The following is a 14,092-nucleotide window of genomic DNA, read 5'->3' as shown; positions in this document are numbered from 1 at the left end:
ATTACTCATCCTCTTCTACTCATTAATTTATTTTTCGTTTTGGGGTAGTAACACGTTCCTTATCTTTCCTGATTTGGGACGTTTTCATACGCTTCTTCCCTTCCCGGCATATGTCCAGCAATGGACAGATATGACATTGGGGATTTTGAGCCTTGCAATGGTAGCGTCCAAAGAAAATGATCCGGTGGTGAGTTAAGGTCCACTCGTCCCGGGGTACGCGCTTCATCAGTTTTTTCTCGACTTCAAGTACGGAGTCGTCCCAGCCTGCCAGCCCGAGCCGTTTGGATACACGTTCAACGTGAGTATCCACCGCAATGGCTGGTACACCAAACGCATTAGAAACAACCACATTTGCAGTTTTCCGCCCAACGCCTGGCAAGGTCACAAGCTGATCATGTTCCTGCGGTACATCACCGCCATACTGCTCTATTAAAATACGGCACATGTTCTGAATATGCTTGGCCTTGTTCCGGTACAAACCAATACGCCGGATGTCCTGTTCCAGCTCTTCGAGAGGAACCGCCAGGTAGTCAGCAGGACTGGTGTACTTTTGGAACAAGTCTGCGGTCACCTTGTTTACCGTCTCATCGGTACATTGGGCAGACAACAGGACAGCTACAGTCAATTCAAACGCATTGCTGTGATTTAATTCGCAATGTGCATCAGGGAACATCGCTTCCATTGTATCGAGTATGTGCCTAACCGTTGTTGCATTCATGAAGAGCTACCTCCCACAAAATCACCACACAGAGTGGAGACTTACTTCCAAGCTTATTTCGAGTGTTCTGCGGGGACGCCCAAAAAGCTTGCAAAAAAAACGTCCTGATGCAGGAAAGATCCCGCATCAAGACGGTCATTCTTTTGATCCTCGAAAAGAAACGATTACTGTTTTTGGATCTCCATGACTACATTATTCAGGAGATACAATACAATATTATCATTATCTTTGAGAGATTGCACGCTTAAAGTGTTGTCACCCTGGTGAACAAATACGCCTGTACCAAGTGCAAAACGGTAATTTGTGTCTGAAGTGGACTCGCGTTTAACCAAAATTTGGTTTCCTACTCCATCATAAGACCAGAACTGTTTGCTCATAATCGTCATCACTCTGAATCGTGTCGAATTGTCCGTATCCTTTGTCATTTCTACACGATCACCCACTGTAAGACTGTTTAATGTCGTTAATGTGGAACCCGACTTGATGACTTTTACAGCACCGCTAACAGGTACAGTTTCGCTCTGTCCATTAAACAACTTCAGTGTAACCGAAGTCGCATCCACAGATGTCACTTCCGCAAGCGTACGTTTCACGACCTGAACCGCTTTAGGCGTTGTTCCTTCGAATGTGACGTTAATCAGGTTGCCTGCTGTTAACTGGGAAGCCGTGATCGACTGTCCACTTTCACCAGTCAAAACAGCTTGATCCACGTAAAACTGACTTGTCAACGAATCTGATTTTACACGAACACGGCCATTGGTCTCTACAGATACGACTTCAAATTGGGCCACGGTGTTCAGTGACACTTTCTGTACGTAATCCTGATTAGAACCAAGTGTAACTGTCACTTTATCACCAATTTTCAGGTCGCTCAAACCTGCTCCAGACTTGTTATAAATCTCAATTGTTGGAACGGTCGAGTATGGGACGGTGATGGTTTGATTACCGGACAATAAGCTGATCGTTTTCTTATTCGTATCGATCCCGCTGAGCGTACCTTCATATTTGTAAATTACTTTTACGGACAATGCCCGTGTTCCAACATAAGTCAGATCAAGTTTACGTCCTTCGTTCAACAGCGATTCCAATCCAGCCAGCGTAGGTTTGGTTGTGTTGTAGTCCAGCTTCGTTTTATCATCCAGGGTAAATACAAATGGTTTTTTGTTGCTGTCCAGTACCGTCAACACTTTGGTTTTGCTGTTGTAGGATACCACGGAAGCTCCGTTCATCGGTTCCATCTGACGTCCAATCACCTGTATTTTCGTTACGCGATCTTCCCCGTTCAGCGTAAGTTCGACCTGGTCACCATTGGTTGCATCCGTAATCAGATCATTCAATGCGGCATCCTGAATTCCGTTAATCACCACTTCCGGATTTTCCGCAAGAAGTTTCGCCTCCAGGGAGCCTCCTTCACGTTTGAACGTTAGTGTGGATTGATTGCCGCCGATCTCTACCAGGGTACCACGTACCGACTGCTCTACTCCCTGAGACAATTCAATGGTTTGCAGAACACTGTCTTTCACTGTGTATTTAACCGCACTTCCTGCTTTAAGCTCGGCGAGGGAGAGAATTCGATCCTGATAACGAATGATAAGATTATCGCCATACACAAATTGCTCAGTGGTTCCTGCTGCATTCGTGAACTTGATTGTTTTTCCAGTGGTACTTACTTCCGCAATCACACCGCTATCGCTCTTGTTGACAATACCAGATTTCACACGAATGGCGACAGTCTTTTTGTCAGGGGAGAACGTTTCGCGCTGCACCTCAATGATACTATCTGCTGTAATATCAGACAGCTTAATGGCATTTCCATTCTGATCAATGAATGCCGTAGCTTCATCATATCCGTACGTTTCATAGTTCTCGCCAACAAAAATACCAATTTTATTGCCTGACAGTGAACGTGCAAAAGTACCTTCAACGCTCTCTACCTGCGGTGTCGCATCCATTACCTCCACATAAGCTGCAGTTCCGGCAGAGCCAACCACTTGCACTTTGGTATAGAGCTGAACATTGGGTGCTGCCGCACGTGTTTCACTGTCTTTTGTAAAATATGGTGTGCTGGTGTTCACCGCAAAGTTCATTGCTTTGCCATCAACCAGCATGCTGATCTGACCATCCTTTAAGCCAGTCACATAACCCGTAAAGGTGTTCGGATATGCCGTCTCTGTTAACGCCTCTCCTCTGCTGAAGAAAGTCGCCAGTTGGGCGCGCGTTACCGAGCCAGTAGGATTAAATTTGTTGCCTTCTACTCCTTTGGCAAGCTCTAGGCTCACCGCCAGATTGACGTAACCTTTTCCATCCTCGGAAATGCTTGCATCATCGGCGAAGCCAGTAGACTGACTGTTCTGTGCCTTCGCTTCAGCCTCTTTGTTCAATGAACGGATCAGTAATTTGGTAATCCACTCACGCGATGCAGGCTTTTGTCCCCATGATGTTTTGGAGACGTCTGCTGTGGATTCTTCCGTTTTATCAATCAGTCCCAGTTGAAGCGCCAAAGCGACATATGGCTTGAAATAGTTCCCCACTTCCATATTTGTCGGTAATGCCGCAGCCGTGCTGTCGTTCAACTGGCCTTCCTGGTTCATAAAACGGATCGCCATGGTTACAGCTTCCTGTTGTGTTACCGCATCTCCTGGACGGAACAGACCATTGTTACCGAGAAGGATACCTTGGTTTGCCAGTTTATATACGTGCTTCTCAGCCCAGTATCCAACCTTGATATCACTGAACAAACCTGCAGGTGCAGTCGTATTGCTAACAGCTGCAGTCTGGCTTTGCTCCGCTTCTGTTGATTCTGCTGCCATGGCAGCTCCGCCAGTGCTAAGGGCCATCATGCCTGCAAGCACGGCTGATACTACTTTTTTAGAGTGTGATGGATTGTTATATTTAAAAGTCACCTATGATTTCCCCTCTCATGTAAAACGGTCGATATCCCTTGGAAAACGGTAAAACAACAAGCAACAGCGAACCTATTCAGATCTCGTCATTGGATGCTCAAGATCGACATGGCCCATCAAGCTCTCAGATTGCTGCCCGTCCACCAACAAATCAAGCGATTTGACTTCATCAAACTGGAAGAATGTTTTCTTCAAGGCATCAATTGCATACGCTTCTCCACCTGCACCAAGACGCGCGGTATCAGGCATATGGATATCCAATGTGAGTGCACCTGCATCAAATTTTACGGACTTTAATTCAATCTCTTTAGCCCATAGTGGAACAAGTTTGTCATCTGACGTTTGTTGCAAAGCTGCAAATGCTTCCTTGTATTTGTCGTCATCTGTAGCGTAGGAGATACTCGCAGTGGCTTCATGCACTTCCAGCTCTTCCGGATCGGTATAAAACACATTAATTGTTTTTTGTTCTGTACTCTGTGAAGTACTATTGGACTCCGTAGAAGTTCCTCCCGAAGAAGTCGTGCCTTCCGAACCCGAGCTGGAAGGTGTCGAATCCGGTGTAGATGTCGTACCTTCTGTTTCCACAGTTACAGGATCCGTAATTTCGGTTTCATTTGTCTCATTCTCGCTATTTTGATCCTCAGGGACGTTAACTTCTGTACCAGCTCCCTGAGTCTGACTTGGAGCAGGGGCTGCTGTTGGCTTGCTTCCACATCCGGCAGCAACTGCCATAACCGTCACCAACAGTGCTGCAATCCATAATTTTTTGTTCATTCTAACTCCGCCTCCTGATCATAAGGGTTAGCCCTTATTTAATTCCCAGATACTCCTTGATTCCTGCAACAATACCCTTGGCAACACTGTTTTGGAAACTTTCAGTGAACAGAGCTGCTTCATCACTCTTATTGCTCAGGAAACCGCCTTCCAGCAAAACTGCTGGCATTGTCGTTTCACGGGTAACATGGAGGCTTGCCGTCTTCACGCCACGATCCTTCAATCCGGAGGATTGCAGAAGATACTTGTGCATGATGGTAGCCAGTTCCTTGCTGGTGGATCGAGTATAGAACGTTTCTACACCGTTGGCAGCAGCAGGCCCACTATTGGCATGAATCGAAATAAAGATATCCGCGTTTACTTTTTCGGCAATTTTCACACGTTCACTCAAAGCCAGAAAAGTATCGTCGCTGCGGGTCAGCACTACGTCAATTTTAGACTCTTTTTTCAGCAGTGCTTCCACTTTCAAAGCCATCGCCAAGTTGAAATCTTTTTCCCGTTTTCCGGTAACACCGATTGCACCAGGATCCTGGTCCCCGTGTCCTGCATCAATCACGACAACTTTCTTGCCATTATCCCCCACTGGTGGAGCAGGTGTTTCGCCTTGTTTGTTCAAATCAATCATGATCAAACCAGAATCGTTTTGAACCTCATAACCTTTGGCACTGGAAAGGTCAATGACAAAACGAACAGTAGAAGGGCTGTTGCTGTATAGTGAATACCGGATCTTAGAAACATCGGGATAACCGCTAACTACAAGCTGTCCATTCTGGTTGCTGTCAAGAGCTTGTCCCTCACTGAAAGAATCAGCGAATGCGGTATTAGGTAAGTCGATAACGATTCGATTCGGTCCTGTCATCGTGAAGACGTTCGGCTTCGTATCTCCGCTTGTTGCAATAAAGAAGCGGTTGTCACTGAAGCTGATGCCGTTCACCAGTACAAGACCTTCCTCATTCGTTCCTCCGCCATTATTACCGGAGTTCGGAGGAGTTGTTGTTCCGTTTCCGGAACCTGAATTCTGGGTAATTAATGTTACCGTCTTCGTGGTATTGTTCCAACCCACCTTGAGACCCATTTGTTCACCGATAAATCGGAGTGGCACAAGTGTCGTACCATTTTTTACGAGTGGCGGGGCATCCAGGTTCACGTTACTGCCGTTCACCGTTGCCGTCTTCTGTCCAACAATCATCTGCATGGCAATGTTGTCTTTGCTTATCGTTACAGTGCTTGTGCTTTGCTTCCATTCCACACTGTAACCCAAACTTTCGGATACAACCCGAATCGGGACCATCACTTTGCTGTTGATGATCTCCGCCTTGGCATCCGATGGCTGCACAATTTCTTTCCCGTCTAGGATAATTTTCGTATCTGCTGCTGCATGACTATAGCCCGGGAAAACGAGCCCAAAGACAAATAACAGTACCAAAAAACCGAACTTCTTCATCCTTCACCCCTACCATTCTCATATTTTTTCGCTGCATGTTGCAACTTACAGCTCCGACTGACCACGTGGGCATTACCAGACACCTATTAGACGCCACGCGCTCTCAAAAGTTGCGAATATATTCCAACATAACAGAAAAAAAACGTTGTCAAATCAAGCTTTTTCTACATTTTAATGTCTGTTTATTTCCTTTTTTATCAATTAAACATCTGAAAACAACGGACTGTCCTAAACTGCGTTTTTACGAATAACCAGCCTTACAGCCCCAAATATTCTGCTATTCCGTCTGCTATCGCCTGAGCGCATTGGTCCTGATAATCCTCAGTGAGCATAATCGCCTCATCTGTTGGATTGCTCATAAAACCGAGTTCTAGCAAAACGGCAGGCATGGTTGTTTCACGGGTTACATGCAGGCTGACCATTTTCACACCACGATCCTTAAGTCCCGTAACCGGCAACACATATTTGTGAAGTGTATCCGCCAGAGATTTACTGTCTTTACGACTATAAAGTGTCTCTATTCCATTCGGAACAGGAGTCGTAAATTTGTTGCCGTGAATGGAGATGAAGATATCCGCCTGGTTGAGTTCCGCAATATCTACTCTCTGCTTTAATGACAGTTCCGTATCATCCTGTCGTGTGATCACCGTTAGAATGTCATCGTATTGCTCCAGCAGTGCCTGGACCTTTAGACCCACAGCTAAATTATAATCCTTCTCGTATTTGCCAGAAATACTTACAGCTCCCGACTGCCTTCCGCCATGTCCCGGATCAATAATTACTATTTTCTTGCCGTCATCGTTTGGCAAGGCTGGTTTACTTGCAGACTCACCACTACTTGCTGTCAGATCGACGAGCATCACATTGTTTTCTCCAAGTGACCATTTGGCTGTTGCGGACTGTTTCAAGTCAAACACGACGCGAACAGTAGATGGTGAGCTGCTGAACATTGCATATCGAACCTTGGACACCAGCTCGGAATCCGTCACTTCAATACTGCCACTGCCATCGGGGCCGGAGGCTTGTCCCTGAAGGAAATCCTGAGAGAAGGTTGTGCCAGGCAAATCTACGATAATGCGATCCGGTTCACCAAGCGTAGACAGCTTCGGCATGATCTCACCATTAACTGCTACAATTAGTCGATCCCCGCTGAAACTGATACTTTGCAATTCTGTATTCATGCTCGGTGCTGGGGCTTCACTTGCATCATTTTCTTCATTCGATCCTGCCACTGGAGGGACGGTGAATAGGTTTACCGTCTTGGTCCCATTGTCCCATCCCACTTTCAGCCCCATGCCTTCCCCGACAAAACGTAAGGGGACCAGTGTGGTTCCTTGTTTGATCAAAGGTGGGGAATCCAGCTCTACAAGGCTTCCATTGACCGTCGCTGCATCTTTGCCAGCTGTCATCTCAATGCTGCTGTTTCCTTTTTGAACAAGAACCGACTTCGTTTCCTTTTGCCACTTTACCTGATAACCAAGATTTTCCGAAACAATGCGAATAGGTACCATCACGGTTTTCCCTATATTCTCGGCTGGCGCTCCAGATCGCTGATCAATTGTCACACCATCAAGCACAATCGAGGGCCCTGCATTGGCATTCGCCATGACAGGAAATAAACACATAAACAGAAAGAAAACGACTGCAACAGACCATTTCTTCATAAATCATCCACCGTTCTGTTGTGTTTTGTACCTTTAACTACCTTCCACTGCTCCTCTATGTAACTTTCCATAATATACTAAACAGTTTATCAGATATTGTCTGATCATCCGGTTACAACGTTGTCATATTTAGTCGGAAAAACCCTGTCTTCCCGCAGATAAGCGCAAGCACAAAAAAATAAAACAACCCCCATATTGAGTAAGGAACACCAGGTTCCCTGCCCATTATGGAGGTTGATAGACTACACTTGTTATGAAATGCTAGTTATGGGGCAACTTATCCAAACAGCTTCGCCGCGTGGCGCTGCTCATAAGCCGTAATCTCATCATCATGCTGCAGCGTCAGGCCGATATCATCCAGTCCTTGCAGCAAAAATTGACGGCGATGCTCATCCAGATCAAAATCAATATGCAGTCCGTGTGCATCTGTAATCGTTTTGTTTTCCAGATTCACATTCAGTTCATAACCCTCATGCGCAGCTGTACGCTGGAACAGATCCTCTACCTGCTCTTCGGACAACTTGATTGGCAAGATGCCATTTTTGAAGCAGTTATTATAGAAGATGTCCGCAAAAGACGGTGCGATGACGCAACGGAATCCATAATCCATAATCGCCCATGGTGCATGCTCACGGGATGAGCCACAGCCAAAGTTCGCACGGGAGATCAGAATGGACGCTCCTTCGTAGCGGGATTTATTCATTTCGAAGGAAGGATTGTTGTTCCCCTCTTCATCAAAACGCCATTCATAGAACAAAAATTGTCCAAAACCGGTACGTTCAATCCGTTTCAAAAATTGTTTGGGAATGATTGCGTCTGTATCTACATTGACCCGGTCTACCGGTGCAACGATGCCTTGCAATGTTTTAAATTCTTCCATGTGATCCGTTCTCCCTTCTGTCCGTTACTTGTTAGATAACTGCTTCCGTTTTGAAATTCCAGTCACGTACGTCAACGAAGTGACCTTTAACTGCTGCTGCAGCTGCCATTGCTGGAGATACCAAGTGCGTACGTCCTCCGCGTCCTTGACGTCCTTCGAAGTTACGGTTGGAAGTCGAAGCACAGCGTTGTCCTGGCTTTAATACATCCGGGTTCATCGCGAGACACATGCTGCATCCCGCATCACGCCATTCAAATCCGGCTTCCGTGAAAATTTTGTCCAAACCTTCTTTTTCCGCCTGAATTTTAACACGGCCTGAGCCAGGAACGACGATTGCCGTAACATTACTGGACACCTTATGACCTTTGGCAACCTGTGCTGCCGCACGCAGATCCTCAATCCGTCCATTCGTGCAAGAACCGATAAATACATAATCAACCGGAATTTCAGAGATCGGTGTTCCTGGTGTAAGTCCCATATATTCAAGCGCTTTTTCAGCCGCTTTACGTTCATTTTCAGTCGGCAGTTCTGCCGGAACAGGTACTTTGGAAGAGATATCTGTTCCCATACCCGGACTCGTACCCCAAGTTACTTGCGGAATCAGGGACTCCACATCAATCTCAACGACACGATCAAACTCAGCACCCTCGTCGGTAACAAGCTCTTTCCATGCTGCAACAGCTTCATCGAATTTGGCACCTGCAGGTACATATTCACGTCCGCGAAGATACTCAAACGTCGTTTCGTCCGGCGCGATCATCCCTGCTCTTGCCCCACCTTCGATGGACATGTTGCAGACCGTCATACGCTCTTCCATGCTGAGTTCGCGAATGGATTCGCCAGTATACTCAATAACATAACCTGTCGCAAAGTCTGTGCCGTATTTGGCAATCACTGCGAGGATCATGTCTTTTGCGGTTACACCCGGATTACGCTTCCCAACGAAGCGAACTTCCATCGTTTTGGCTTTCGCTTGTTGCAAACATTGGGTTGCCATAACATGCTCGACTTCACTTGTTCCGATCCCGAATGCCAGTGCACCAAATGCACCGTGCGTGGACGTATGGCTGTCACCACAAACGATAGTTTTACCTGGGTGAGTCAGACCCAATTCTGGTCCCATAACGTGTACGACACCTTGATCAATCGTATCCAGATCATACAGTTTAACGCCGAAATCACGGCAGTTCTGAGAGAGTGTATCAATTTGCTGTTTGGAAATCGGATCTGTAATGTTGAAGCGATCCTTGGTCGGTACGTTGTGATCCATTGTTGCGAATGTAAGCTCAGGACGACGTACTTTACGACCACTCAAGCGCAGTCCTTCAAATGCCTGTGGAGAAGTTACTTCGTGCACCAGATGCAGATCGATATACAAAATACTAGGTTTTCCTTCTTCCTGATGAATCACGTGATTTTCCCAGATTTTCTCAAACATCGTTTTTTTACTCATCATTTTCACCTCATCATAAGTTCGGTCCTTGGAAGAGCTTCTTTTTTGTCCAAACGGTGAAGCTCTTGAATGACATAAATATATCACCCTGTCCTTCATTGTTCCAAGATATAATATCTATAGATGTAATAGGTTTGACCTATAATGAGGCAAATGCCAATAACCTCTGCATACACAGCGGTCTTTAATTGATAACAATTATCATTATCATAAAACTTATACTACGTTGCTTCACCAATGGTGTCAATGCTTTTTCCACGGATTCACAACAGGAAAATGATTTATTCACCCGGAATGTTATAATGGTGGCATAACGAAAGGAATGACATGTGCATATGGAATTCAGACAACTTCAATATACGCTGCAGATTGCTGCCGAACGGAATTTTTCCCGGGCAGCCGAGAAGCTTCATATCGCGCAGCCTTCACTCAGTCAGCAATTATCCAAACTGGAGAAAGAGCTGGGCGTTTTACTCTTCCAACGTAATACAAGCACCGTGGAGTTGACCCATGCCGGGGTCACATTTGTGGAGCAAGCCCAGAAAATTGTTGATGCCGTGGAGCTGCTCAGACAGGAAATGTCGGATATCTCCCAGCTGCGCAAGGGTAAAGTCGTTGTGGGCAGCATGCCGATCACCGGTTCACACCTCCTTCCGCATGTGCTCCCTGCATACCAGCAAGCTTATCCGGATATCGAAGTTACCTTGCTCGAGGACGCCGGACTTACCCTGGAGAAATTGACAGCAAGCGGCAAGGCAGATCTCAGTCTGCTCTCCTTGCCTCTCCAGGAGCCGAGCTTGTCTTACGTTGCGATCGGTGAAGAGCGGATCGATCTGGCGGTTCCACCTAATCATCCCCTGGCCATCAGAGGAAATCCGGAACAACCGATTCCCGTTCACATGGAAGAGCTGCGGGATGAGTCTTTTGTTGTCCTGAAAAAAGGTCAAGGCTTCCGTAAACTGACCTTTGATCTGTGTGAGCAGGCCGGATTTGATCCGCGTGTTGTGTTTGAAAGCAACAACATTGAAACCGTGCAGTCCCTTGTAGCTACAGGCATGGGAATCACGCTTGTTCCACGCTTTATTGCGAGGGCACCACGCAGTGAATTCGTGCCTGTATATGTACCACTCGCTGAACCTGTCCCGAGTCGTACTCTGGTCGTCGCTTACCGCCAGGGACGCGTACTGTCCAAGGCAGCAGAAGCTTTTATTGACACATTTAAACAGACTGTTGCCAAGCTCTCTGAGGGTGATCACGAAAATACTGCTTACGTAAAATAAACACTCCATGATCAAAACGGATCAAAACAAACAAAGGCCTGACCCATACGGGCCAAGCCTTTGTTATATACTCGTCTCCCGCATAAGCAGGATCAAGTTCTTGCATGAGATCGCAATGCTTCGTTACAGCACCATGTTGCTGATATCATGATTTAAGTTAACGTAGAAACGTACATAAGAGATTTTCATGTCTAGCCGTTTATTTTCGCAAATTACGTTCACTCGTCAGCCTGTTCTGCTGATTGACCAGTCGGCCTTCGTCCTGAACAGCTTGTTCAGGGGGGGATAGCCCTCCTGCCCCATTCTCTAAGAACGGCCTCAAATGATCTTCCCTTGTGTTTTCCTGTTCCAGTCTCCTGAGCGTATCTTTCACATGGTTGTCCATTGATTGATCATCCTCCTTGGTGACGGGATAGTTATCATTACCCGCCTCCAGGAAGAATAAACACCTTACTGAAATATCTTTTGTTATTTTCCCCCAAAATAAATGCCAGGTCTGCGGTCTTCAAAAACCGGAATACGTCCCCGTACTTCATCTACGAGAGACGGACGAATCAGTCCTGACACGATCTCTTCCCCTTCTCCGCCCTCAGCTACAATTTCACCCCAAGGATCAATAATGAGAGAATGTCCGAAAAATTCCGTGTCTCCCCCTTTACCTACCCGATTGCAGGCGATGACGTACATCTGATTTTCAATGGCCCGTGCCGTCAATAGTGTACGCCAGTGGTGCAAACGCGGATTGGGCCATTCAGCAGGTACTATCAATGCTCTCGCCCCATTCAATGCAAGCGTGCGGGCAAGTTCTGGAAAGCGAATATCGTAACAGATGGAAGCACCCGCTGTGAGACCGTTCTCCAGTTCGAAAATTTCAGGATCGGCGCCTGGCTGCAAATACTTCTCTTCATCCATAAGACGAAACAGATGCAATTTATCATAACGGGTGACCTGATCTCCATTTCTGTTATACGCATACATTGTATTGAAAATTTGGTCATTTCGCTTCTCGGCTATGGATCCCCCGACAATTGAAATCTGATGTTTCTGAGCAAAAGCCGATAACCATGCCCGTGATCTTTGACCTTCCGGGTCAGCAAGCTCCTGGATTTTCTCCAAAGCATAGCCTGTATTCCACATTTCCGGCAGCACTGCCAGTTTCAGATCCGGATATTGTTCCACTGCTCGTTCGAGCAATGTCTGCATATGTTTATGATTGGCCTCAGGATTTCCGAGCTGAATATCGCCCTGAATCAGGGCAACACGCATTTCCCCCGGTTGTTGTTCTGTCATGACATGCACTCCTCTGAATCGTAATACCTGTTATCATAGCTTGATCGTATTGACGACCGCAACCCTGTTATCCGGGCTGGGAACCTAGCCATTCAGGCAGCATTTATCATTATCCGTGCTACTGATTATAAGCAAGCAACAACCTTTAATCTGGAGCAAGTTAGATACACAATTGCAATAGGAACATATCAACAGAAGTTGAAGCACCTATTAAATTCCTCTTTTCTGAATCTCCCTTATATATTTTTTTATAACGCGGCAGAGACCCTATTATTCGGTCTACACCATCCTTTTCCCCTCTATACAGCTCGGGATTAGCGTGATAAATTAATGAATACTATTCCCATCTTTATGAACCGGAGTGATGAAAATAATGAATAATCAACAGCAACGTTCGGCTCGTTCGGCTTTTAATATACCTACCTCAGATGTCATGACACAGCTGCCAACGCAATTTTTTGCAACTCTTGTTCAAAATGTGAATCGTGAAATCGCCAGTGGTCATGACGTAATTAATCTCGGTCAGGGGAACCCGGACACGCCTACACCCCCACACATTGTAAAAACATTGCAAGAGTCCGCTGAAAATCCGCTTTATCACAAATATTCTCCTTTTAGCGGTCATGCGTTCCTGAAGGAGGCAATCGCCCACCGTTATAAGGAAGACTACAACGTTGATCTTGATCCGGAGACTGAAGTCGCGATTCTGTTTGGCGGAAAAACAGGTCTCGTCCAGCTGCCTCAAGTGCTGCTTAATCCTGGAGACGTATGTCTCGTTCCTGACCCAGGTTATCCGGACTACTGGTCCGGTGTTGCTCTTGCCAAAGCACACATGTCTTTTATGCCGCTGCTCGATTCAAATGCATTCCTTCCTGATTTTGAGGCCATCTCGGCTGAAGATCGGGAGAAGGCCAAGCTGATGTATCTGAATTATCCCAACAATCCAACGTCTGCAACGGCCCCACTTTCCTTCTATAAAGATACGGTGGAATTCGCCATTCAAAATAAAATCGTAGTCGCCAGCGACTTCGCCTATGGCGCGATCGGATTCGATGGGCATCGTCCGGTCAGTTTCTTGCAGGCTCCGGGCGCCAAGGAAGTCGGCATCGAATTCTATACGCTATCCAAAACCTACAATATGGCAGGATGGCGGGTAGGCTTTGCCCTCGGTAATGCGGAGATTATCTCCAAGATCAATTTGCTGCAGGACCATATTTATGTCAGCCTCTTTGGCGGCATTCAGGCTGCAGCTGCTGCTGCACTGACTTCCTCTCAACAATGTGTTACGGATCTGGTTGCGCGATATGAATCCCGCCGTAACGCTTTCTACGAGGCACTCGCATCCATAGGCTGGCAAGCTGCGAAGCCAGGAGGTTCGTTCTTCAGCTGGCTGCCTGTTCCTGCCGGCTTTACTTCATCCGACTTTGCAGATTTGCTGCTTCGGGAAGCGAAAGTGGCTGTAGCCCCAGGTATAGGGTTTGGTACTCACGGGGAAGGTTACGTTCGGGCTGGTCTGCTGAGTGACGAAGAACGACTGCAGGAAGCCGTTAAACGGATTGGCAAGCTGAACTTGTTTAAGTAAATAGAGGTAGAATACCCCTTTGCATCTGCCAAGTTTCCATGGTATGTTATTAACAAATATCGAACGAAACGTGATGACGGGACCAGTACGAGAAAACAGGCCGC

11 protein-coding genes are annotated in these 14,092 nt (G+C 46.6%); 2 read left to right on the top strand and 9 right to left on the bottom strand.

What is annotated here, in order from left to right; all coding sequences use genetic code 11:
- Positions 1-22 precede the first annotated feature (22 nt).
- From nth to leuC, 7 genes are all read right to left on the bottom strand, one after another.
- On the bottom strand, positions 23-718 hold the full coding sequence (gene nth, locus AAIH57_RS19550) for an endonuclease III (protein WP_430022685.1): 696 nt from the start codon (positions 716-718) through the stop codon (positions 23-25).
- A 164-nt stretch (positions 719-882) separates the two neighbouring features.
- Entirely contained in the window at positions 883-3,621 is a 2,739-nt protein-coding gene (locus AAIH57_RS19545; protein WP_430022684.1) for an S-layer homology domain-containing protein, read from the bottom strand.
- A gap of 72 nt (positions 3,622-3,693) precedes the next feature.
- Positions 3,694-4,395 (bottom strand): GerMN domain-containing protein, encoded by a 702-nt coding sequence (locus AAIH57_RS19540; protein ID WP_430022683.1) that lies wholly within the window; start codon positions 4,393-4,395, stop codon positions 3,694-3,696.
- A gap of 34 nt (positions 4,396-4,429) precedes the next feature.
- The gene (locus AAIH57_RS19535) at positions 4,430-5,839 is read right to left on the bottom strand and encodes an N-acetylmuramoyl-L-alanine amidase (protein WP_430022682.1); all 1,410 of its coding nucleotides are present in this window, start codon (positions 5,837-5,839) and stop codon (positions 4,430-4,432) included.
- A 257-nt stretch (positions 5,840-6,096) separates the two neighbouring features.
- A complete protein-coding gene (locus AAIH57_RS19530) occupies positions 6,097-7,503 on the bottom strand; it encodes an N-acetylmuramoyl-L-alanine amidase (protein ID WP_430022681.1) in 1,407 nt (468 codons plus the stop codon).
- 277 nt (positions 7,504-7,780) lie between these two features.
- Complete coding sequence (gene leuD, locus AAIH57_RS19525) at positions 7,781-8,383, bottom strand: 3-isopropylmalate dehydratase small subunit (RefSeq protein ID WP_095292742.1); 603 nt, start codon at positions 8,381-8,383, stop codon at positions 7,781-7,783.
- A gap of 31 nt (positions 8,384-8,414) precedes the next feature.
- Complete coding sequence (leuC, locus tag AAIH57_RS19520; protein WP_175397968.1) at positions 8,415-9,836, bottom strand: 3-isopropylmalate dehydratase large subunit; 1,422 nt, start codon at positions 9,834-9,836, stop codon at positions 8,415-8,417.
- A gap of 335 nt (positions 9,837-10,171) precedes the next feature.
- Here leuC and AAIH57_RS19515 point away from each other — a divergent pair, with 335 nt between their 5' ends.
- On the top strand, positions 10,172-11,116 hold the full coding sequence (locus AAIH57_RS19515) for a LysR family transcriptional regulator (RefSeq protein ID WP_175397903.1): 945 nt from the start codon (positions 10,172-10,174) through the stop codon (positions 11,114-11,116).
- Between the two features lie 199 nt (positions 11,117-11,315).
- Here the strand turns inward: AAIH57_RS19515 and AAIH57_RS19510 are convergent, their stop codons facing one another.
- Both AAIH57_RS19510 and AAIH57_RS19505 read right to left on the bottom strand, forming a co-directional pair.
- Positions 11,316-11,501, bottom strand: a complete 186-nt coding sequence (locus AAIH57_RS19510) for a hypothetical protein (RefSeq protein ID WP_095292751.1) — start codon at positions 11,499-11,501, stop codon at positions 11,316-11,318.
- An 83-nt stretch (positions 11,502-11,584) separates the two neighbouring features.
- Entirely contained in the window at positions 11,585-12,406 is an 822-nt protein-coding gene (locus tag AAIH57_RS19505; protein WP_430022680.1) for a carbon-nitrogen family hydrolase, read from the bottom strand.
- A 373-nt stretch (positions 12,407-12,779) separates the two neighbouring features.
- Here AAIH57_RS19505 and AAIH57_RS19500 point away from each other — a divergent pair, with 373 nt between their 5' ends.
- The gene (locus AAIH57_RS19500) at positions 12,780-13,988 is read left to right on the top strand and encodes a pyridoxal phosphate-dependent aminotransferase (protein WP_175397901.1); all 1,209 of its coding nucleotides are present in this window, start codon (positions 12,780-12,782) and stop codon (positions 13,986-13,988) included.
- Positions 13,989-14,092: the final 104 nt, after the last annotated feature.

The organism is Paenibacillus sp. MABNR03 (genome assembly GCF_050455445.1).
In the GTDB taxonomy this organism is placed as follows: Bacteria; Bacillota; Bacilli; order Paenibacillales; family Paenibacillaceae; genus Paenibacillus; species Paenibacillus xylanilyticus.
Note: the sequence above shows the minus strand (reverse complement) of the source record. Positions and strands in the feature narration are given on the sequence as shown.

Excerpts from the sequence above, each read along its gene's own strand:
- leuC (WP_175397968.1), bottom strand. The coding sequence starts at position 9,836 with ATGAGTAAAAAAACGATGTTTGAGAAAATCTGGGAAAATCACGTGATT.
- AAIH57_RS19510 (WP_095292751.1), bottom strand. The coding sequence starts at position 11,501 with ATGGACAACCATGTGAAAGATACGCTCAGGAGACTGGAACAGGAAAAC.
- nth (WP_430022685.1), bottom strand. The coding sequence starts at position 718 with ATGAATGCAACAACGGTTAGGCACATACTCGATACAATGGAAGCGATG.
- AAIH57_RS19515 (WP_175397903.1), top strand. The coding sequence starts at position 10,172 with ATGGAATTCAGACAACTTCAATATACGCTGCAGATTGCTGCCGAACGG.
- leuD (WP_095292742.1), bottom strand. The coding sequence starts at position 8,383 with ATGGAAGAATTTAAAACATTGCAAGGCATCGTTGCACCGGTAGACCGG.
- AAIH57_RS19530 (WP_430022681.1), bottom strand. The coding sequence starts at position 7,503 with ATGAAGAAATGGTCTGTTGCAGTCGTTTTCTTTCTGTTTATGTGTTTA.
- AAIH57_RS19540 (WP_430022683.1), bottom strand. The coding sequence starts at position 4,395 with ATGAACAAAAAATTATGGATTGCAGCACTGTTGGTGACGGTTATGGCA.
- AAIH57_RS19505 (WP_430022680.1), bottom strand. The coding sequence starts at position 12,406 with ATGACAGAACAACAACCGGGGGAAATGCGTGTTGCCCTGATTCAGGGC.
- AAIH57_RS19500 (WP_175397901.1), top strand. The coding sequence starts at position 12,780 with ATGAATAATCAACAGCAACGTTCGGCTCGTTCGGCTTTTAATATACCT.
- AAIH57_RS19535 (WP_430022682.1), bottom strand. The coding sequence starts at position 5,839 with ATGAAGAAGTTCGGTTTTTTGGTACTGTTATTTGTCTTTGGGCTCGTT.